This window comes from Corallococcus caeni, from assembly GCF_036245865.1.
GTDB lineage: Bacteria > Myxococcota > Myxococcia > Myxococcales > Myxococcaceae > Corallococcus > Corallococcus caeni.
In genome coordinates, this window is the sequence record NZ_BTTW01000012.1 from 148,824 (window position 1) to 169,370 (window position 20,547).

Here is a 20,547-nt window from a genome sequence, read left to right on the forward strand (position 1 = left end):
CCGGAAACCGCTGGGTCTCAGCGGCTTCCGGCCTCGGTCCTTCAGTGTCCCCGACGGGATTCGAACCCGTGTTACCGGCTTGAAAGGCCAGCGTCCTGGGCCTCTAGACGACGGGGACGTCGTCACTGCTTGAGTCGCGGGGGGCTCGAACCCCCGACCCTCGGCTTAAAAGGCCGGTGCTCTACCAGCTGAGCTAGCGACTCGCTATTCTTTTTTTGGCACCGACCGCGGATCCGCCAACGCTTCCGCGAGGCGCTTCCTACCAGCAGCGCCCGGGGAGTTCCACTGGCGATCGCAGGCGCTGCTTCCTGACACGCTCCGTCCTGGCCCAGGGGTGAACATCCGCCTGGCCAGTGCCCCTCCGCCCGTCAGCCTCCGGCGCTATACACAGGGCATGTCCCAGGACGTTCCCGAACCGCCCGACACCGAGGACGAAGAGGCAGGGGAGCAGGCCCCGTTCCGCCGCTACCTCACCCGGGCGGGCGCCGAGCGCATGCACCGCGAACTGCTCCAACTGCTCAACGAGGCCCGCCCCAAGGTCACCGCCGAGGTGTCCGCCGCCGCCGCGCAGGGCGACCGTTCAGAAAACGCCGAATACATCTACGGCAAGAAGCGCCTGCGGGAGATCGACCGGCGCATCCGCTTCCTCTCGAAGCGCCTGGACACGGCCACCATCGTCAACCCCGCGGAACAGGAGGACCGCTCGAAAGTCTACTTTGGCGCCACCGTGACCCTGGAGGACGAGGGCGGAATCCGCAGCACGTACCAGATTGTCGGCTCGGACGAGATCGACGCCTCCGGAGGCCGCATCAGCGTCGAGTCCCCCATGGGCCGCGCACTGCTGCGCAAGACCCCGGGCGACACCGTGGAGGTGCGGCGCCCCCGGGGTGAGATTGAGCTCACCCTGGTGGACATCCGCTACGACTAGGACACCCCATGCCCCGGACACCCGAGCTCAGCTCCCATACTCGCCGCACCTATTCGCGCCTGAGCAGCGCGGACCTGGCCGCGTCCGCGGGGGAGTCCCTGTCCCTGGACGACCTGGGCCTGGAGCCCGGTGGCGACCGCGTGGGTCTGGCGTTCGGCACCTACAGCCAGGAGGGCCTGGAGCACGCCCTCCGGGCCTACGGCTTCGCGCAGCGCCTGGAGGAGCGCGTGGGCCCCGTCGAGCTGCGCCTGTCCTGCCAGGATCCGTTCCAGCCGCGCATCACCGTCCTGAGCCGCCGCTACCACTCGGCCGTCGTGGACCTGTCCCTGCGCCAGGCCACGGGCGCGGAGGTCGGCTTCACCCGCTCGGCCGCGGAGGCGCCGCTGCTCTACGTGGACAGCCTCCTCTTGCAGCACCCGGGGCGGCCCTTCGACTGGAGCCGGCCGCCGCTGCCCGGACAGCTCCACCCCGGCCTGTCCCTGGCGCGCGACCTCCTGGAGCTGCTGCACCTCATGGCCCGCCGCATCGGCGCGGAAGGCGTGGCGCTGATGCCCGCGACCTTCTCCGCCGCGTGCGTCTACGAGCCACGCTTCACCTTCGTGGACGGCGCCGCGCAGGGGCACTTCAGCGCCCTTCGCCGCGCGGGCCGCGGCTGGCCCCGCTGGCTGTTGGCGTGGGCGGTGGAGCTGGGCTGCATGCGGGATGAACAGGGACAGCCGGCCCTCTTCACGCCCGCGCCGATGATCAGCCCCCTGTCCCGGCGGGTGGCCCGGCGGCTCGACACGCGCGGTTGGCAGCGGGCGTGGCGCTTCCACGCGAAGCAGGTGCTGTCGCTGGAGGAAGAGGCACTGCAGGCGCGCTTCCCCTGGGCCCGCATGCCCCCCGGCCCCCCGCCTGAAAGGGTGGTGGAGGTGCTCGGGTATGATCCGCTGGCGCCCGCGTCGCCGTACCAGGATGCCTGTGAGCCGGCGCCCGCTCCGCCGCGGACCGCGGCGACGTCCTGAGCGCCCGCTGTAGCGCCCTGTTCCGTCGGGAAGGGGCCGTGCTCTTTCGGACGGACGTTCCTCCTTCCCGACGGGAATGCGGCTGCTGCCCCCTCGTTCGGTGCCTATATTGAGAGGCGTCGGTCATCCACGGTCGTCGCTCGCCGTCAGCAATCGCACCCGAACCAGGTCAGGTCGCGAAGCCCTCGATGCGAAAGAACTTCATCCTCGACACGAACGTCCTCCTCCATGATCCCCGCAGCATCTACGGGTTCAAGGACAACAACGTCATCATCCCCATCTACGTCATCGAGGAGATCGATCAGTTCAAGCGCGATCTCTCCGAGCTGGGGCGCAACGCGCGACTGGTGGCGCGCTACCTGGACTCCTTCCGCGCGGAGGGTTCCCTGAAGGAGGGCGTCCCGCTGCCGCACGGCGGGATGCTCCGCGTGGCCTTCACCGACCGTTCGCTGCCGTCCTCCATGGCGGACAGCAACCTGGTGGACAACCGCATCCTCGCGGTGGCCCTGGACCTGATGGAGACCGAGCCGGAGACCCAGGCCGTCTTCATCACCAAGGACACCAACCTGCGCATCCGCGCCGACGCCCTGGGCCTGTCCGCCCAGGACTTCGACACCGAGCGCGTCGAAATCACCGACCTGTACACGGGCTTCACGGAGCTGCTCGTCCCCACGGAGATGGTGGATCAGCTCTACAAGCCCGGCGGCGAGGTGGAGGTGCCGGCCCAGGACCGGCTCTCTCCCAACCAGCTGGTGCTGCTCAAGGACGAGCTCAACCCGTCCCACACCGCCATGGCCCGCTTCAACGGCGCCAAGGCGCGGCTCGTGCCGCTCGCGCGCCAGAGCAAGGAAGGCACCTGGGGCATCCGGCCGCGCAACATGGAGCAGGCCTTCTGCCTGGACCTGCTGCTCAACGACGACATCAAGCTCGTGACCATCGTCGGCAAGGCGGGCACGGGCAAGACGCTGCTCGCCATCGCCGCGGGCCTGCAGAAGGTGACGGAGGAGGGGCTGTACCACAAGCTGCTGGTCAGCCGTCCCATCTTCCCCCTGGGCCGGGACATCGGCTACCTGCCGGGCAGCGTCGAGGAGAAGCTCAACCCCTGGATGCAGCCCATCTTCGACAACGTCGAGTTCCTCATGAACCTGAGCCGCGCGGACAAGAAGGCCGGGCGCGGCCACCATGAGCTCATCGACCTGGGGCTGATGGAGATCGAACCGCTCACGTACATCCGCGGGCGCAGCATCCCCAACCAGTTCATCATCGTGGACGAGGCGCAGAACCTCACCCCGCACGAGGTGAAGACCATCCTCACCCGCGTGGGCGACAACACGAAGATCATCCTCACCGGCGACCCGTTCCAGATCGACAACCCGTACGTGGACTCGACGAACAACGGGCTCGTGCACGTGGTCAACCGCTTCAAGAACGAGAAGATCGCCGGCCACATCACCATGGCGAAGGGCGAGCGCAGCATGCTGGCCGAGTTGGCGGCCAACCTGCTGTGAAGCGCTCAAGCCCCGCGCCTGCTAGAGACCTGTCATGACCCAGGACGGCACCGACAAGCCCGACACCCCCGGCGAGGAGAAGAAGCCACTCGTCGAGTACCCCTCCGTCTACGAGTACAAGGTGATGGGCAAGGCGACGGTCGAGGAGACGGCCGGCTTCGAGGAGCACGTGCGCTCGCTCTTCCGGCGGAAGATGGGGATGGAGGTGTCCCCGGACTCCATCCACGTGCAGCACAGCCGCAAGGGGAAGTTCGTGTCCCTGAGCGTGTCCGTGCTGCTCCTGTCCGAGGAGCAGCGCCGGGGCATCTACGAGGCGCTGCACGAGGATCCGCGCATCGTCTACTACCTGTGAGGCAGGCGGTGCGCGGGTGGATGCCGCAGGGGGGCCCGGACCCCGCCAGCGGCTGGAAGTCCGGCCAGGGTGCGTATATGAGGGTGGAATGAGTCCCGCCGAGCACTTCCCGCTGTACCACCCGCCGGGGGCGCAGCGCGCGTTCGGAACAGACGACGCCACGCGCCGCTTCGCCAAGGTGGCCCAGCTCGAACCGGGCTCGCGCGTGCTGGTGCTCGGCTGTGGTCCGGAGGGCGGCGCCGCCGTGCTGCTGGCCCAGGAGCTGAAGTGCTCCGTGGTGGCCGTGGACACGGAGGAGGCCCTGGTGTCCCCCGTGCGTGAGCGCGTGCGCTCCCAGGGCCTGTCGGATCGCATCGAGGTGCGCCGCGTGGCGCCGGACGCGCTGGGCATGCTGGACGGCCCCTTCCACGGCATCCTCGTGCCGGGGCGCGTGCAGTACCCGCTGGACGTGGCGCTGCGCGTGTTCCGCCCGCTCCTGGGCAAGCGCGGCCGCGTGGGCTTCACCTTCCCGGCGCGCGTGGGCCGCTTCACGCCCAAGCCCGTACTGGACTTCTGGGAGAAGCGCCTGGGCGCGCCGCTGCTGCTGCCGCGCGAACTGCTCCAGGCGCTGGAGACCGGCGGCTTCGAGCCGGAGTCCGTGGAGTCGCTGCACGACACGGAGCTGGACGCGCTCTACAAGGACATGGAAGCGCACCTGCCGGAAGCAGCCTCGCTGGAGAGCGCTGGCTTCCGCGAGGAGCTGGCCCTGCACCGCGAGCACAACCAGCGGCCGGGCGTCAGCTACGCGTTCGCGGTGGGACGGCGCAAGGAGCCGGGTGAGAAGCCCCCGGCGTCGCGCGACCGCGGCTGAAAGCAGGGGGCTTGAAGCGTGGGGGAGGGCCTGGAGCTTGCCGAGCCCTTCAACCGCCAGGACCTACTGCACGCCGTTGAAGTCGAGCAGCTCGATGGACTCGGGCGCCACGGACAGCGTGACCTGCTCGCGGTAGCCGGCCGCGTCGCCGCCGACCTGGAAGGGCATGGGGCGCGCGAAGCGGATGGTGACCTCGCGGGCGTGGAAGTCGTGCAGGCCTTCCGGAGCCCAGCGGCCGTTCCACAGGCGGGGCAGGTTCGCCAGCACCTGCGTGGGCGACACCTGGCCCAGGCGCAGCTGCAGGAAGCCCCGGCGGTCATTCGCGTGGGGGAACATGCGGAAGCCGTAGCCGTAGAAGGGCATGGTGCCCGCGGCGGCCATCATCAGCTTGCCCCGGAACAGCACCGCGCCCGGCTGAAGAGGAGCGCCCACGGCCTGTCCGTCCGCGCCCAGGCGGTAGGCCTCCGACGCGCCGTTGACCACTTCGCACTCCACCAGCACGGAGCTGGTGAGGTAGTGCGGCACCGTCTTGAAGGCCACCGCGGAGAAGTAGCCGCCACCGCCGGACATGACCCGCTTGAACATGCCCTTGCCCAGCGACTCCTTCACGGAGATGTAGTCGTTGAGCACCTTGCCATCCACGCCCAGGCCCGCGAAGGGCGCGCGCTGGCCGTCCACCTGCACCAGGTCCATGGTGCGCACGCCGGGCACTTCCGCCGCGCGGGCTCGCACCACGTCGTTGAGGATGCCGTCGCCCCGGGTGCTGGACGCGTTGACGAACGCCGCGATGCCGTTGCCCGTGCCCAGCTTGAGGATGCCGAAGCGCGGCGCCGTCTGGCCGGCGAACTTCCCGCGCGGGCCCACCTGCTGCAGCACTTCATTGACGAAGCCCATGAAGGTGCCGTCGCCGCCGCCCGTGAAGACGGTGGGGTAGCCCCGCTCCAGCACCGTCTGCGCGATGCGGCGCGCGTCCAGCGGCGAGCGCGACAGGAACAGGTCCTCTTCCGGCACCACGTGCGACAGCAGCTTGACCACCCGGGCATCCACCTTGCGGGCGTTCGCGTTCAGCAGCACCGCGACCTTCGGTTCGGCGGACGGAAGCGCCGCGGGCGAGCGGCGGAAGTCCGTGGAACGGAGGGGCTGAACCAGCATGGACGACTCCAGAGGGGCGGGGAGCGGTATGACAGCGCTGACGCGGTTCGGACTGTGCACTTTTCTCGCCAACCCCTGACGCGTGGCGTTAGCCGGGCGCCCTGATGTGATTTCGAGGGGTTGAACGGTCCGCTGGTGTCCAATATGCCCGCCCGGTTGCTACCGCGGGGTGACGGCAGTGTAGAGCGCGTTACGCACCCGTGGCGTGCGGATGGCGTTCAGGTGACGCGGCGCCTCCTGGACGCCTGGGGGCCTGCGCACTGCGCTACGCAGCGGCCGTCATCACCTTTGCGCTGGGTGCCCGGGCCTACGGGGAAACCCGTCCTCGCGTTTGACACGCCGGGGGGGGTGGTTACGTTGGGCATACATCGGGATTTCGCAGGAAAAACGCAGTCATTTCCAGAGGATGGGAACCGTGGGCAAGATTATCGGAATCGACCTGGGCACCACGAACAGCGTGGTGGCGATCATGGAGGGTCGCGAGCCCAAGGTCATCGTCAACGAAGAGGGAGCTCCCACCACGCCTTCGGTGGTCGCGTTCACGAAGGACGGGGAGCGCCTGGTCGGCCAGGTGGCGAAGCGCCAGGCCATCACCAACCCGGAGCAGACCGTCTACTCGGTGAAGCGCTTCATGGGCCGCCGGTTCGAGGAGACGACCGAGGAGGCGAAGCTCGTCCCCTACAAGGTGGCCCGGGGCCCCAACGGCGACGCTCGCGTGGAGATCGCGGGCAAGCAGTACAGCGCGCCGGAGATCAGCGCGCAGGTGCTGCTGAAGCTCAAGCGCGCCGCGGAGAACTACCTGGGTGAGAAGGTGACGGAGGCGGTCATCACCGTCCCCGCGTACTTCAACGACGCCCAGCGCCAGGCCACCAAGGACGCCGGTGAGATCGCCGGCCTCACGGTGCGCCGCATCGTGAACGAGCCCACCGCCGCCGCGCTCGCGTACGGCATGGACAAGAAGAAGGATGAGAAGATCGCCGTCTACGACTTCGGCGGCGGCACCTTCGACGTGTCCATCCTGGAGGTGGGCGAGAGCGTCGTGGACGTGCTCGCGACCAACGGCGACACGCACCTGGGCGGCGACAACATCGACCTGGAGATCATGAACTGGCTGATCAGCGAGTTCAAGAAGGACACCGGGCTCGACGTCAGCAAGGACAAGATGGTCATCCAGCGCCTGAAGGAGGCGGCGGAGAAGGCCAAGATCGAGCTGTCCAGCGCGATGCAGACGGACATCAACCTGCCGTTCCTCACGGCGGATGCGTCCGGTCCGAAGCACCTGAACGTGAAGCTCACGCGCGCCAAGTTCGAGCAGATGATTGGCCCGCTGGTGGAGCGTTCGCTGGAGCCGTGCCGCAAGTGCCTCAAGGACGCGGGCCTGGAGCCCAAGGACCTCAACGAGGTCGTGCTCGTGGGCGGCACCACGCGCATCCCCATGGTGCAGGAGGCGGTGAAGCGGCTGTTCGGCAAGGAGCCGAACCGCACGGTGAACCCGGACGAGGTGGTCGCGGTGGGCGCCGCGGTGCAGGCGGGCGTGCTCTCCGGCGAGGTGAAGGACATCCTCCTGCTGGACGTGACGCCGCTGTCGCTGGGCGTGGAGACGCTGGGCGGCGTGATGACGAAGCTCATCGAGCGCAACACGACCATCCCCACGCGCAAGTCGGAGACCTTCTCCACGGCGGCGGACGGCCAGACGCAGGTGGAGATCCACGTGCTGCAGGGTGAGCGCGAGATGGCGGGCGACAACCGCAGCCTCGGCCGCTTCCACCTGACGGGCATGCCCCCGGCGCCGCGCGGCGTGCCGCAGATCGAGGTGACGTTCGACATCGACGCGAACGGCATCCTCAACGTCAGCGCGAAGGACAAGGCGACGGGCAAGGAGCAGAAGGTCACCATCAGCCACTCGTCCGGTCTGTCGAAGGACGAAGTGACCAAGATGGTCGACGATGCGCGCAGCAACGAGTCCGCGGACAAGGCGCGCCGCGAGCTGGTCGAGGTGAAGAACCAGGCGGAGAGCCAGGCCTACGCCGCGGAGAAGATGGTCAAGGAGAACAAGGACAAGCTCACCCCCGACGTGGCGAAGGCCATCGAGGACGGTGTCGCGGAGCTCAACAAGGTCCGCGAGGGGCAGGACAAGGACGCCATCAAGGCGGCCCTCGAGAAGCTCCAGCAGGCCAGCTACAAGGCGGCGGAGGAGATGTACCGCGCCACCGGCGGCGCGCCGGGCGCCACGCCTCCTCCGGGCGCCGAGCCCTCCGCGGCTCCGGGCTCCAGCGCCCAGCCGTCCGCGAAGGACGACGTGGTGGACGCCGAGTTCCGCCAGTCGTAAGGCCGTGAGCCGCCCGCCACCTGGCGGGGGCTGAAGTCCGAGGGCCGGTGCTCCGATGAGGGGCGCCGGCCTTCGTCTTTTCGGACGGGTGTGCCGGACGCGGGATGAGGGCCGGGAGCAACCCCGCGATTTCACGCGGTCGCCGGTGGCGAGGGCACTGCAAGGGACGGGCGGGTTCCTCGCTGTCCTCCTCGAAGGTGTCCGCCCCATGTCCCGCATCGACTCGCTGCTGTCCGCCGTCCTCCCGGACGTCGCCGCCCCCGAAGTCACGTCTCTTCCCCCGGCCCCGCGCCAGGAGGCACCTTCACGGACGACGGCCGCTCCGGCCAACTCCGTGGAGGTGTTTCGGGGCGCCGGTTCGCCGGCCTCGAGTCCCGCGAGGGCAGCGCAGGTGGCGCCCCGGACGCGGGAGGGCAACGGCTTCGACTTCGGCGTGGGGGGCGCGTTCCCGCCGAAGCCCACGGGCTCCCTGCAGGAGCAGGTGAAGCAGGGGGCGCGGCTTTTGGAGCAGACCCAGGCCGCGGCCTTCAGCGTGGCGCTGGACAAGGGCCCCGCGATGGATGCCTACGCGCGCACGCAGCTGGGGCACCTGGACCCGAGCCCGCCCATCGCGGGCGCGCCCACGGCGCTCACGGACTACACGAGCACCATCCCCGGCGTGTCCGCGAAGGACGCCTTCGAGGCCTTCGTCAGCAACCCGGAGCTGCTCTTCGGCGCGGCGGGCATCTCGCTGCGGCCGGCGGCGAGCGCGCTGACGGATGGTGCCCGGCTGTTCCTGGAGGAGCAGGGGCCGCCGCCGGTGTGGGCGCCCATCACGGTGAAGCTCAACGAGACGGAGCGCGTCGTCCACATCACCACCCTGGACGGACACCCGCTGCGGGGCACCAACCAGTTCGTCTTCGACGACGACGGCGGCGGAGGCACGCGCATCCGACAGTACTCTGCCTTCCAGGGCAGCTCCCCGGCGACGTCGGTGGGCATGGCGCTGATGGATCCTATTGAACGGCAGCATGACATCTGGCGCAGCGTGCACGGACAACTGCATGAGATGCTCAAGCCGCGTTGACATACTGGGCCCACGGGGGAGGTGACGCATGACGACGCTCCAGACGACACCGCCGGGACATGACGTGGTCCTCTACGACAGCCACTGCCGCGTGTGCAGCGGCGCCGCGCGGGAGATGCGCAAGCTGGTGGGCGGGCAGGGCACGAAGCTGCTCTCGTTCCGCGACGAGGGCGTCCTGGACGCCTTCCCGGGGGTGAGCTTCGAGCGCTGCGAGAAGGCCATGCAGCTCATCCAGGCGGATGGCCGGGTCCTGGAGGGCGCGGAGGCCATCGTCCGCGCGCTGGGCCGGCGGCCGTTGGGGCGGCTGCTCTACGTGTACTACGTCCCGGGCTTAAGGCAGCTGGCGGACGCGGTGTATGGCGTGGTGGCCCGCTACCGCTTCCGCATCGCGGGTCGCGACTGCCCCGACGGCGCCTGCGCGGTGCACTTCAAATAGGGGGAGGGGCGCGGGTAGCATGCGTCCTTCCCCGCATCCTCCTGGCCCTCCGTGACTTCGCCTCCTCCCAACCTGCAGGCCGCCCAGTCCTTTCGCCGCTTCTTCGGGGAGCTGCGGGAGACGTACCTGGAGCGCGAAACGCTGTTCACGCAGATTGAATTGGCGCTGCTCTGCCGCGAGCACGTGCTGGTGGTGGGGCCGCCCGGGACGGCGAAGAGCGCGGTCGCCAGCGCCGTCCTGGGGCGCATCACCGACGAGGTGTCCGGGCTGCCGTCGCTGTTCTCCAAGCAGATCGCGGAGACGACGCTGCAGACGGACCTCATCGGCCCGGTGGACTTCAAGGTGCTCACGGAGACGGGCCGCACCGAGTACCTCACCGACGAGGGCATGCTGGGGGCGGTGCACGCGTTCCTGGACGAGGTCTTCGACGGCCGGGACATGCTGCTGCGCTCCATCCTCAACGTGATGTACGAGCGGGAGCTGAAGCACGGCCGCAAGGTGACGGCCGGCCGCACCGAGTGCGTGGTGATGACGAGCAACCGGTACCTCACGGAGGTGCTCGCGCGCTCGCCGGAGCTGCTCCTGGCGTTCGCGGACCGGTTGAGCTTCATCAGCTTCGTGCCCAAGGCCTTCGCCCGGCGGGAGAGCCGGGCCGCCATGCTGCACCGCTTCGTGCACGGGACGCGGCCGGACCTGCGCGCCACGCTGACGCTTCAGCAATTGGACCTGCTCCAGGACGCGGTGGCCCAGGTGAAGGTGCCGGGCCACGTGCTGGAGGGCGTGGAGATGCTGACGGACGCGCTGGAGCGCGCGCTCGTGGCGCAGGTGTCGAAGCTGCCGGACTACGTGCCCACGAAGTACTTCTCCCAGCGCTCGGTGGTGAAGGCGCTCTGGACGCTGAAGGCGGCGGTGGTGCGCGATCAGATCTACCGCCGTCCGGACCGGCCGCTCGAGGCGACGGTGGAGGACCTGGACGCGCTGCGCTGGTTCTTCCTCCTGGGCGGCCCGCCCGCGGCGGAGGCGGACGCGCTGCTCAAGGCGGCGGTAGACCCGCGTGAGCGGGCGCAGCTGGAGATCGTCCGGCTGGAGCAGCGCACCTTCGACGAGGTGCTGGGCAAGGTGCGCCAGGAGCTGGGCGGCGGCGTGGAGCGCGAGGCGACGACGCTCGCGGCCGCGGATGACGTGAACGCCGCGGAGGGCTTGAGCCGCAACTGGCAGGCGGGCGTGGTGTCCAGCACCGCGCGCGGCGTGCTGGGGAAGCTGGTGCCCGGACCGCGCCACGGCCAGAACCGGGCCCCGCTGCTGGTGGCGGCGCGCGCGCTGGTGGCGGCCCTGGAGCAGCGGCTGTCGCGGGGCATGACGGTGGGGCAGGGGGAGGGGCGCGGCGGAGTGTCGCTGCTCATCGCCATCCGCGACGTCCTGGAGCTGTGCCGCGCGGTGCCGGAGCTGAAGCCGGGCTACCCCGCGCTCTGCGAGGCGTCCGCGCGGTTCCTGGAGCAGGCGCTGGAGATGAGCGCGTCCGCGGCGGAGGGGCTCGCGTTCGAGGACAGCGTCAAGATGGAGTGGCTGGTCGGGCTCGCGGAGAACCTGGAGGAGGAGCTGGGCGTGATGGGCTCGCTGGCGTCGATGCTCAGCGAGGCCGTGCCCTCCCTTCACGAGCGGCTGCGCGACGCGGACCGGGACACGCGCCGCCGGGTGGTGGCCGCGCTCCGGCGCCGGGTGTCGGCGGCGTTCCCCGCGCAGGCGCCCCGCGGCCGCAAGGATCCGCTGGACGCGCTCGCCGCGGACTCGCGGCGCCTCACCCAGCTGGAGAACGCCCTGACGGCGTTGGACCCCTCGCAGGCCGGGTTGAAGCAGGAGCTGCTCCGGCCGCTGAGCCTCGCGTACGCGCGCGAGGTGCTGGGGGCGACCCCGTTCGAGCGCATCGAGCAGTACGGCCGCGCGGTGCAGGCGGTGGCGGAGAACCTGCGGCGCGAGGGCGTGACGGCGGAGCCGGTGCTCGCCGAGTGCCGCGACCTGATGGAGAACCGCCTCCGGGAGCACGCCCGCGTGCTGTCGCGCGAGGTGGCCAGCCCCCCACCGGCCCCCACCGCCGTGCTCAATGGCGACGCGTACACCTACTACCGGGGCGAGCTGTCCGCGCAGGCCCCCGACGGCGAGCTGTCCGCGCTGGTGGGCCTGGACGGCCAGCTGATGGCGGCGCGTCCCCCGTCGGCCTCGGCGTTCCTCTCCGACACGGTGCGCGCGGCGGTGGCCGAGGCGGAGCTGTCCTTCCTCCAGTCGCGCATCAAGTACCTGCGCAGCTGGTTGACGCAGCTGCTGTCCGCGCTGCCCGCGCCGGAAGCGCTCAACAGCCGTGCGGACGCGGAGCGCACCTTCGAACGGCTGGTGCGCAGCCGCTTCCCCCAGCTCACGCTCAAGGAAGGCGAGCTGGTGCGGCTCAAGGCCACCCTGGGCATGCTGGAGACGCTCCCGGGCGAGCTGGGAGAGAGCGCGCGCAAGCTGTCCACCCAGCTGCGCGGCATCGACGAGGACTTCGGGCGCTTCAGCCGGCAGGTGCTGGAGCGGCGGACCGCGCAGTGAGCGCCGGGGCCGTGCACGGAAGGCGGCGCTGAGGCGTGCTGGCGCGTCGGCTCACTCCCCTGCGGCAGCGCCTGGATGCGCTCCGCCAGCCCGTGGCGGCCCGCGGCGGCGCGTGGTCCTGGCCCTTCGGCCGCAAGCTGAAGGGGCCGGAGGACCTGGGCCTGCCGGTGCTCGTGGCGCTCGACCGCGAGCTGGACCGCGTGGGCATCCACACCGCCGCGGATGCCCGGCTGCTGCTCGCGCTGGGCACCCAGCGGGGCAGGGCGGGGGCGCTCGCGCAGGGGCTCTCGGCGCGCGCGAGCCAGGCCTTGGAGGAGTTCGAGGAGTGCCTGCGCCTGGTGGAGCGGGCGCACCGCTCCGGGGAGATGCCGCCGGGTGCATTGACGGCGCTCGACCGCGGCTTCGTGCGGCTGGCCCGCGCGGTAAAGGTGGCGGACCTCTTCGGCCGTCCGCTGGAGGCGCAGGGCGGGGACGATGCGCCGTTTGAAATCTTCGAGCGCCCGAACGAGACGACCCGGGAGCGGCCGCCGACCAACGCGCGCCTGGCCATCGCGGAGCTGCTGGCCGCCCGTGCTCGGGACAACGTCATCGACCTGGTGCAGAAGCGGCGCGACCTGGACCTGGCCCACGAGATGCTGCTGCGCCTGGGCACGACGGACGCGGACCGCGCGCGGAGCATGGCGCTGCGCAGCGACGTGGCGGAGGCGCGGGAGCGGGTGCGCGAGGTGCCGCCCACGCGGTCCCTGGAGGCGCTGGTGCGCGGCGTGCGGGAGTCCGCCCAGAAAGACCCTCGGGGCGCCTACCGTTCGTTGCAGGGCCTCTACGAGCGCGCCATCGAAGCGGGGGACGCGGAGCTGGCCTCGGCGGCGCGGCGCGCGCTGACGCCGCTGCTGCCCCCGGAGTCCCGGCTGACGCGGATGGTGGAGGAGGCGGAGGCGGGCGCGCGGCTGCAGTGGCTGGGGGAGGCGGACGCCGAGGCGGACTCCGGACGCGAGGCGGAGGACGCGCCGGACGAGCAGCTCGCGGACCTGGCGTTCTCCCTGAAGCCGGAACAGCTGGCCACGTTCGACCTGGCGGCCGGGTGCGCTCGCTACTTCGACGTGGAGGACGCGCTGTCGGAGGAGATCGTCGAGCAGGACGCCGCAGCGGCCCGGGCCGTCCCGCGCCAGGTGCCCTATCCGACGCAGACGATGTCGTTCGCCACGACGGGGAGCCTGGACGAGGTCCACCACTTCGTCATCACGGATCCGCGGCGCATCCTCCAGGACCTCGCGGCGCACCGGCAGCTGGTGCGCACCTACCTGGACGACGCGCCGCCGCCCAAGCCGCGCAAGGTGAAGCGCACCGCCGTGCGCGTCTACGTCTGTGACGCCTCCGGCTCCATGCACGGCGCGCGGGCTCGCTTCCGCGACGCGCTGATCATCGCGGAGCTCAACAACCTGCGCGTGAAGGCGCGGCGCGGAGAGAACTTCGACCCGCTCTACTTCAGCTTCTTCAACGACGTACCCACGGAGCTGGCCCGCGTGGACACCGCCGCGGAGGCGACGCGGCAGATTGAAAAGCTCTTCCGGGACTCGCCCGCGGAGGGGCAGACGGACATCTCGCTGGCTCTCCTGTCCGCGTTCGACTCCATCCGCGCCGCGCAGGGGCGCGACCCGTACCTCGCGCGCGCCACGGTGGTGCTGATCACCGACGGCGAGGACCGCGTGGACCTGGACCTCATCCGCCGCACCCGCGCGCCCATGGGGGCGCTGGACATCGCGCTGAGCTTCATCTCGCTGGGCGAGGAGAACCCGGACCTCAAGTCCCTGGTGCTGGAGCAGCGCGCCGCCGGAGGCCGCGCCTTCTACCACCCGCTCTCCGACGAGGAGATCCGCTGGGCGCGCACGGAGTTCGACACGCCCTGGCGCACGCTGCTGCCGCGCGACGTGCCGGCCTCGCTGGAGGCACTGGAGGCGCTGGCCCCGCACCTGGACGCGCTGGAGGCGGTGGCGGCCGGCCGCGCGCCCGGGACAGGCGTCGCCGTGGAGGCCTCCTTCGACGCGCTCTTCCCGTCCACGCCCCCTGCGCCCACCGTGCCGGAGGTGCCCGGCATGGAGCTGGTGGCGCGGGTGACGGACATCCTGGAGGCGGTGGGCGAGGCCGCGTCGCTCGCCCCCGCGGACCGGCGCGCGACGGAGAGCGTGGTGCTGCTGCAGCACCTGCTGTCCGTCTACGGACTCACGCCCGCGCGCTACCTGGCCGTGCTGTCCGGCGGCACGCGTCCGGTGGGCGAGGCGTTGGAACGGGTGCGGCTGCTCTGCCGCCCGTTCGGGTAGGCTTCGGGGCACGCGCCATGTTCGGCTTCCTCAAACGCAAGAAGACGCCTCCGGCGCCCGTGGACCCGCTGGCCACGTTCGACCGGCTCATCGAGGACCTGGAGCGCCAGGCAGCCGAGGTGCGCAAGTCCGCCGCCACGCTGCTGGCGCTCAAGGGCGAGCTCTCCCGCGGCGTGACGCGCTACACGGCCCGCCTGGGCGACATCGCCGGGCGGCGCCAGACGGCGCATGACCGGGGCGACGCGAAGGGCGTGGGCGTGCTGGAGCGCGACCGCGTGCAGACCGAGCGCCTGCTGGAGTCCACGCGCGAGTCGCTGCGGAGGGCGGAGCGGGACTCGGAGCTGCTGCTCGGCGCGGCCAGCGAGCTGGGCGAGCGCGTGGCGGACCTGCGCATCGAACGCGAGAGCGCCTCCGCGCGGATGGCCGCGGGCGGCGTCGTCACCGAGGCGCTGCGCGAACAGGTGGAGCGCTTCGACCGGGTGATGGCGCTGGAGGCCGCGCGCGACGAGGTGGAGAAGGCGCACGCCCTGGCGGACATCTACCGCGAGGAGCACCGCCCCCCCGCGACGCCCGAGCGCGCGAAGTAGGGGAGGGTGCCTAGTTGCGCCGCGCCGTCTGGTGCAGCTCCAGCACGATGTTGCCGCCCTTGAGCAGCCGCACCGCGCCGGACGTCTGGCTCACGACGAGCGCGATGCAGTGGGTGGTGGAGGTGATGCCCGCGGCGGCCGCGTGGCGCGCGCCCAGGCCCAGGGGGATCTTCACCGTGTCGTCGTTGGCGGACAGGTAGCGGCCCGCGGAGAGCACCACGCCGTCCTCGCGGATGACGAACGCGCCGTCCAGCACGGAGAAGTTCTTGATGGCGTCGCGGATCTTCGGGTCGAGCACGTTGCGCTCGGACTCCGACAGGCCCTGGAACGGGTTGATGGTGAGCTGCCGGCTCTTCTCCAGCACGGCCGTGTGGTCGCCAATCGTGATGATGGTCCCGATGGGGTGGCCCTCGAAGCCCTCCTGGCCAATCTGGAGCGCCAGCTGGATGAGCGCGTCCACCACCTGCGAGTTGAACTCCTCGCCCAGCTTCACGCCCTCGATGGCCAGCCGGTCGTCCAGCGACCCGCCGATGCGCATCTGCATCAGCGTGTCCGGCGCGCGGCCCACCTTGCCCGTCATGCAGAGCACGAGGTCGCCTTCCTTGAACGCCCCCTGCGACAGCGCGGACACGAGCGCCACCTTCACCCGCTCCGTGCGCGAGTAGTCGTACGCGGGGATGACGAGCGCGCGGAACTTCTTGTGCTGGTGCTCCTGCGCCAGCTTGTCCAGCGTCACCGCGTACACCAGCTTCTTGCGCGCGGGCTTACCCCGGAGGTCCTCCGGCGGAATCGGCGTGTCGCTGATGTAGAGGAAGTGGTCGACCTCGCTCTTGGCGGCCAGGGAAAGCGCCGAGCGCAAGAATTCCCGATCGAACTTCGTGTTGTCGCTCAAGGCGCCCCTCGTGCACCCACGTTTTGAAGCAGGTCAGCTTGACACTGGCTGCTGCATGAATAAAGCTTTCGGGCCCTTTTTTTCGGGGTCAGGCCCCCTCTACCCGTCCAACGGAGCCGCAGGCTGTGAACCAGAAAGATCTCAAGCGTTACAAGAAGATGCTCGAGGACAGCAAAGCGAGCCTGCTCGAAAGCGCGAAGAAGACCCTGGTGGAGGAATCGTCCTTCGACACGGACGACCTGCCTGACGAAATCGACCAGGCCGCCTCCGAGTACACCCAGTCCATGGTCTTCCGTCTGCGCGACCGGGAGAAGTTCCTCCTGCAGAAGATCGACGCCGCGCTCAAGCGCGTGGAGGACGGCACCTTCGGCATCTGCGAGCGCTGCGAGGAGGACATCTCCCCCAAGCGTCTGGATGCGCGTCCGGTGACGACGCTCTGCATCCGCTGCAAGGAAGAGCAGGAGAAGAAGGAGAAGTCCTACGGCTGAGGCCCTGGCTTCCCTGGACCGCACGGTGCTCCACGGCCCGTGCGGTCCACGTCTCCTGCCGCGAAGTGAAGTCGCGAAGTCGCTTCAGGCCGCCGCGGGCTGGATCTCCACCCGCAGCAGCTGACGGCCGATGAGGAAGTGGTCGCCGTTGTCGACGAAGGTCGGCCCCGCCAGGCGGATGAACGTGCCGTTGGACGAGCCCACGTCGCGCACCATCAGCCGGTCCCCCCGCACCTGCAAGAGCGCGTGCCGCCCGGACACGAAGCCGTCCGTGGGGAAGGCGATGTCGCCCTGCTCACGACCCAGCAGGTTGTCGCCGTCCTTGAGCGGGTAGGCCGCGCCGCGCAGGCCACCCTCCAGGAGCTGGATGAGCCGCAGCCGGTAGCCCGGATCCGGCGAGCCCCACACCTGCGTGCCGCCGGGCCCCAGCGCCGCGGCGGGGATGGGCTCCAGCACCAGGCGCTGCCGGCCCAGGCGCAGCTCTCCGCCGGCGGGCAGCTCGCGCTCGTTGCGCAGGCGCACGAAGACGCCGTTGGCGCCGCCCACGTCCTCGATGGCGAGCCTCGCGCCGGAGAAGAAGAAGCGCGCCTGCACGGGCATGATGAAGGGGTCGTCGTTGAGCGCGATGTCCGCCTGCTGGCCGCAGGTGAGGGTGTCGCGCTGCATGCGCACGAGCGACTCGGGGCCGCCGTCCGCCCGCACCACGCGGATGGACACCTGCGGGCGCGACGAGACGTGCGCCACGGCCATCACCATCGTCCCGGAGCGCAGCGCCGAACCACAGGCTCGGCACACAGTGGCATCCCGGGAATTCTCGGTGTCACAGCGGGGGCAATATTCCACGGCGTCCATGGGAGTTTCCCTTCTAGCAGGCCCGCGCCGCGTTGGGGGCCCGAGAAGCGCACGGCTTGCTCCCCACCCGAGGGGCATGGTGAAGTCCCGGCCCCACTGACTGGACGCTGACGTGTACTGCCCTTCCTGCGGCGCTGACGCCGAAGACTCTTCCCGCTACTGCCCCGCCTGCGGCGCGACGCTCCTGCGCTCGGCGGAGGGCGGCGACGAATACGTGGGCAAGACGATTGCCTCCAAGTACCGGGTGGAGGCCCTCATCGGCGAAGGCGGCATGGGCAAGGTGTACCGCGCCCGTCAGCTCGCGCTGGACAAGGTGGTGGTGCTGAAGGTGCTGCGCCACACGCTCTTGTCGGACGAGCGCACCGTCGCGCGCTTCCAGCGCGAGGCCAAGGCCGCCAGCCGCCTCAACCACCCCAACTCCATCAGCGTGCTGGACTTCGGCCAGGCCGACGACGGCGCGCTCTTCATCGCGATGGAGTACGTGGCCGGTCAGGACCTGCATCAGCTCCTCAGCCGCGAGTGGCCGCTGGGCGAGGCGCGCGTGGTGCGCATCGTCCTGCAAATCCTCAGCGCGCTGTCGGACGCGCACGGCGCGGGCGTCATCCACCGGGACCTCAAGCCCGAGAACATCATGGTGGAGCAGCGCCGCAACGAGCCGGACTTCGTGAAGGTGCTGGACTTCGGCATCGCGAAGATCACCGACTCGCAGGACGAGGGCCCGGCCCTCACCCGCGCGGGCTTCGTGTGCGGCACCCCCGAGTACATGTCCCCGGAGCAGGCGCGGGGCGCGGTGCTGGACCACCGCTCGGACCTGTACGCGGTGGGCGTCATCCTCTACCAGCTGATGACGGGCCTGCTGCCCTTCGAGTCCGATTCGGCGGTGGGCTTCGCCACCAAGCACCTCACCGAGGAGCCGCCCCCGCCCACGCGCCGCCGGCCGGACGCGCGCATCTCCCCGGGCATGGAGCGGCTGATCCTCCGCGTCCTGTCCAAGGACCCGGATGACCGGCCGGCCAACGCCGCGGCCTTCAAGACGGAGCTGCTCTCCGTCGACAAGGAGCGCCGCCGCGGCGGGGCCAGCGGTGCCAGCGACACCGGCGGACGCCGTCCCCAGGCCTCCGGCGTGCTGGCCCCCATCCCTCGCAGGTCGCAGGCGGCGCACAACGCCGCGCGCAACAACACGGGCTGGAACGACGTGACGGTGGAGGCCACCGTGCAGGGCCTGCCCAACTCGCGCACCCCGGTCTCCGAGGAGGCCACGCTCGCGCCCGAGGGCACCCGCACCTCCGTGGTCGCACCCGCCTCCAGTGGCGGCGACGGCATCATCCTCTTCTTCAAGGCGCTCACCACGGTGCTGGTGCTGGGGGCGGTGGGCTTCTTCGTCTACTACTTCGGCATCGGCGCGGGCAGCGGCTCCGAGGGGAACCAGTACGTGGCCCCCCCCAACGCGCCCCGGCTGCTCACGTCGGGCTCGGATCAGCCGGACTACCTGCGGCAGATCCCCAGCAACGCGCGCAACGTGGACAAGGCGCGCAAGCTGACGCAGGACGGGGACCGCGACGTGCTGGCCGGGGAGCTGGGCCGCGCGACCTCCAGCTACAAGGAAGCCTTCAACTTCAACCCGGAAGCGGAGCTGGCCCTCAAGCTGGGCGAGCTGTACTGGCAGCGCGACAACACCGACGAGGCCCGCGGCTGGTGGGTGCGCCACCTGACCGACATGCCCGACTCGCGCGCGCGTGCGTACATCGAGGTCCGGCTGGGCAGCCCGGTGGCGCGTCCCTCGGCGCCCTGAAGGCAGCTCCAGCGCCCGGCGCGGAACCGCTGGAATCAGGCCCGGCCCGGTGGGTCCGGGCCTCCTGCCCGTCAGCCCAGCGTCTCCACCTGCATGACGTGCTGGCCCAGGCGGACGCGGTCGCCCGGACGCAGGGGCCGCTCCGTCGCGGGCGGGATGCGCACGAAGGTGCCCAGGCCGCCGGACAGGTCGCGCAGCATCGCGCCCGTCGCGGTGGGGCTCAGCTCGCAGTGGCGGCCGGCGAGCCCCTCGTCATTCGGGTACGCCAGGTCGCAGTGCGCCTGTCCGATGGTGAGCAGCGCCGCGGCCGTCACCACCGCGCGGCCCGCCCTACCACCCATGTGCACCTCTTCCACGCCGTACAGCGCCTGGCCGAGCGGCACCGGCGAGCCGTAGGGGTTGGGGCGGCCGGGGACGGGCGGAGGGGCCTCCACGCGGCCGGTGAAGCGGAACAGCCGCTGGCCGGCGCTGAAGAGGGCGCGCGGCGCCAGGGGCTCCGTGCCGGCGAAGGTGACGTAGACGCCCGACGCGCTGGACTCGTCACGCACGAAGAGGGCGCCGTCCTTCACCAGGAAGGTCGCGTGCAGCGGCGACACGAAGACGTCGTCCGGGAAGAGGATGGCGCCGCGCTGGCGGCCCACCACGCAGCCGGTCACTGGCAGCTTGTAGCGCTGGCCGCGCGTCGTCCCGGCGATCACCGCCAGCCCGAAGCGCGACGCCACCGGCGCGGGCCTCGCCGTGGCGCCCGTGGGCGTGGGGGGCGTGCCACCCGGGACCGGGGCCGTGGCCCCCGTGCCGCCCCGAGGGGGCAGCGCGCTGTCCGGCACCGGGGGAGGCGGACGGGTGTTCGCGGGCGGAAGGGCAGGCCCGTAGCCTGCTCGCGGCGGGGGCGGCGGGGTTCCCGCGGGCTGCGCGGCCCGGCGGGCCTCCACCATCAGCCCCTGGGCGGCGGTGGGCGGCGGGGTGCGCGCGGAGGGCTTGAGCCCGGGCGGTACCGCGCTGGGATGCAGGGGCGGCGCGGGCGGGGCGAGCACCTCGCCAGGCCGCGTGAAGCTGGCGACGGCGGCGGGACGGCCGGGGCCCGCGGCCGGGGGCGGCGTCGCCGGCCGGGCAGGGGGCGCGGCCACCGGGCGGGGGGCCGCGGCGGCCTCTTCCAGCGCCTGGCCGCACAGCACGCAGGTGGCCGAGCGTGGCGGGTTGTAGCCGTCACAATTCGGGCAGACCACCGGGAGCGCGGACAACAGAAGCTGAGACATGGGCAGTGGGCCAATCTAGGGGGGCGTGAAACGCCGGGTCAATGAAAGCCTCGGACCCGTGTCCAAGGCGCCCGGGCTCCATCCAGGACCCGGCGGGGCACGCGATGTTCCAGGGTAACGTTGCCCCTGCTGTTTGAGGCAGTTACGATTGCCA

General features: G+C 71.0%; 17 protein-coding genes and 2 tRNA genes. 13 read left to right on the forward strand and 6 right to left on the reverse strand.

Going from position 1 to position 20,547, the window contains the following annotated elements:
• Positions 1-45 precede the first annotated feature (45 nt).
• Together AABA78_RS35950 and AABA78_RS35955 are read right to left on the reverse strand one after the other, a co-directional pair.
• Positions 46-118, reverse strand: a tRNA-Glu gene (locus AABA78_RS35950).
• A gap of 12 nt (positions 119-130) precedes the next feature.
• Positions 131-203, reverse strand: a tRNA-Lys gene (locus tag AABA78_RS35955).
• 191 nt (positions 204-394) lie between these two features.
• Between AABA78_RS35955 and greB the strand changes: the two genes are divergently transcribed.
• The 5 genes from greB (at position 395) to AABA78_RS35980 (ending at position 4,642) form a co-directional block, all read left to right on the forward strand.
• Positions 395-928 (forward strand): transcription elongation factor GreB, encoded by a 534-nt coding sequence (gene greB / locus AABA78_RS35960; RefSeq protein WP_338270006.1) that lies wholly within the window; start codon positions 395-397, stop codon positions 926-928.
• Positions 929-936: 8 nt separating this feature from the next.
• Entirely contained in the window at positions 937-1,932 is a 996-nt protein-coding gene (locus AABA78_RS35965) for a deacetylase (RefSeq protein WP_338270007.1), read from the forward strand.
• Positions 1,933-2,120: 188 nt separating this feature from the next.
• The gene (locus AABA78_RS35970; protein WP_338270009.1) at positions 2,121-3,440 is read left to right on the forward strand and encodes a PhoH family protein; all 1,320 of its coding nucleotides are present in this window, start codon (positions 2,121-2,123) and stop codon (positions 3,438-3,440) included.
• A 34-nt stretch (positions 3,441-3,474) separates the two neighbouring features.
• Positions 3,475-3,792 carry an HP0495 family protein gene (locus tag AABA78_RS35975; protein WP_171420164.1) on the forward strand — a complete coding sequence of 106 codons (318 nt, stop codon included), beginning with the start codon at positions 3,475-3,477 and terminating at the stop codon, positions 3,790-3,792.
• Positions 3,793-3,880: 88 nt separating this feature from the next.
• Positions 3,881-4,642: an SAM-dependent methyltransferase gene (locus AABA78_RS35980; RefSeq protein WP_338270010.1), complete on the forward strand. Its 762-nt coding sequence runs from the start codon at positions 3,881-3,883 to the stop codon at positions 4,640-4,642.
• A gap of 63 nt (positions 4,643-4,705) precedes the next feature.
• Here AABA78_RS35980 and AABA78_RS35985 read toward each other — a convergent pair whose 3' ends face one another.
• Positions 4,706-5,794: a diacylglycerol/lipid kinase family protein gene (locus AABA78_RS35985; RefSeq protein WP_338270011.1), complete on the reverse strand. Its 1,089-nt coding sequence runs from the start codon at positions 5,792-5,794 to the stop codon at positions 4,706-4,708.
• Positions 5,795-6,209: 415 nt separating this feature from the next.
• Here AABA78_RS35985 and dnaK point away from each other — a divergent pair, with 415 nt between their 5' ends.
• The 6 genes from dnaK (at position 6,210) to AABA78_RS36015 (ending at position 15,113) form a co-directional block, all read left to right on the forward strand.
• The gene (gene dnaK / locus AABA78_RS35990) at positions 6,210-8,123 is read left to right on the forward strand and encodes a molecular chaperone DnaK (protein ID WP_338270012.1); all 1,914 of its coding nucleotides are present in this window, start codon (positions 6,210-6,212) and stop codon (positions 8,121-8,123) included.
• A gap of 208 nt (positions 8,124-8,331) precedes the next feature.
• Positions 8,332-9,189, forward strand: coding sequence for an SRPBCC family protein (locus AABA78_RS35995; RefSeq protein WP_338270013.1), 858 nt, complete (start codon positions 8,332-8,334; stop codon positions 9,187-9,189).
• A gap of 28 nt (positions 9,190-9,217) precedes the next feature.
• Entirely contained in the window at positions 9,218-9,625 is a 408-nt protein-coding gene (locus AABA78_RS36000; RefSeq protein ID WP_171422097.1) for a thiol-disulfide oxidoreductase DCC family protein, read from the forward strand.
• A 51-nt stretch (positions 9,626-9,676) separates the two neighbouring features.
• Entirely contained in the window at positions 9,677-12,208 is a 2,532-nt protein-coding gene (locus AABA78_RS36005) for an AAA family ATPase (protein WP_338270014.1), read from the forward strand.
• Positions 12,209-12,243: 35 nt separating this feature from the next.
• Positions 12,244-14,526, forward strand: a complete 2,283-nt coding sequence (locus tag AABA78_RS36010; protein ID WP_338270015.1) for a vWA domain-containing protein — start codon at positions 12,244-12,246, stop codon at positions 14,524-14,526.
• Positions 14,527-14,543: 17 nt separating this feature from the next.
• Entirely contained in the window at positions 14,544-15,113 is a 570-nt protein-coding gene (locus tag AABA78_RS36015) for a PspA/IM30 family protein (RefSeq protein ID WP_171420983.1), read from the forward strand.
• 10 nt (positions 15,114-15,123) lie between these two features.
• On the opposite strand, the gene AABA78_RS36020 is transcribed toward AABA78_RS36015, so the two are convergent.
• Positions 15,124-16,005 (reverse strand): DNA integrity scanning protein DisA nucleotide-binding domain protein, encoded by an 882-nt coding sequence (locus AABA78_RS36020; protein ID WP_120529591.1) that lies wholly within the window; start codon positions 16,003-16,005, stop codon positions 15,124-15,126.
• A gap of 125 nt (positions 16,006-16,130) precedes the next feature.
• On the opposite strand from AABA78_RS36020, the gene AABA78_RS36025 reads away from it, so the two are divergent.
• Complete coding sequence (locus tag AABA78_RS36025) at positions 16,131-16,493, forward strand: TraR/DksA family transcriptional regulator (protein ID WP_120529590.1); 363 nt, start codon at positions 16,131-16,133, stop codon at positions 16,491-16,493.
• Positions 16,494-16,577: 84 nt separating this feature from the next.
• Here the strand turns inward: AABA78_RS36025 and AABA78_RS36030 are convergent, their stop codons facing one another.
• Positions 16,578-17,345 carry a double zinc ribbon and FHA domain-containing protein gene (locus AABA78_RS36030; protein ID WP_207050422.1) on the reverse strand — a complete coding sequence of 256 codons (768 nt, stop codon included), beginning with the start codon at positions 17,343-17,345 and terminating at the stop codon, positions 16,578-16,580.
• Between the two features lie 112 nt (positions 17,346-17,457).
• Here AABA78_RS36030 and AABA78_RS36035 point away from each other — a divergent pair, with 112 nt between their 5' ends.
• Positions 17,458-19,137, forward strand: coding sequence for a serine/threonine-protein kinase (locus AABA78_RS36035; RefSeq protein WP_338270017.1), 1,680 nt, complete (start codon positions 17,458-17,460; stop codon positions 19,135-19,137).
• 71 nt (positions 19,138-19,208) lie between these two features.
• Here AABA78_RS36035 and AABA78_RS36040 read toward each other — a convergent pair whose 3' ends face one another.
• The gene (locus tag AABA78_RS36040) at positions 19,209-20,393 is read right to left on the reverse strand and encodes an FHA domain-containing protein (RefSeq protein WP_338270018.1); all 1,185 of its coding nucleotides are present in this window, start codon (positions 20,391-20,393) and stop codon (positions 19,209-19,211) included.
• Positions 20,394-20,547 lie beyond the last annotated feature (154 nt).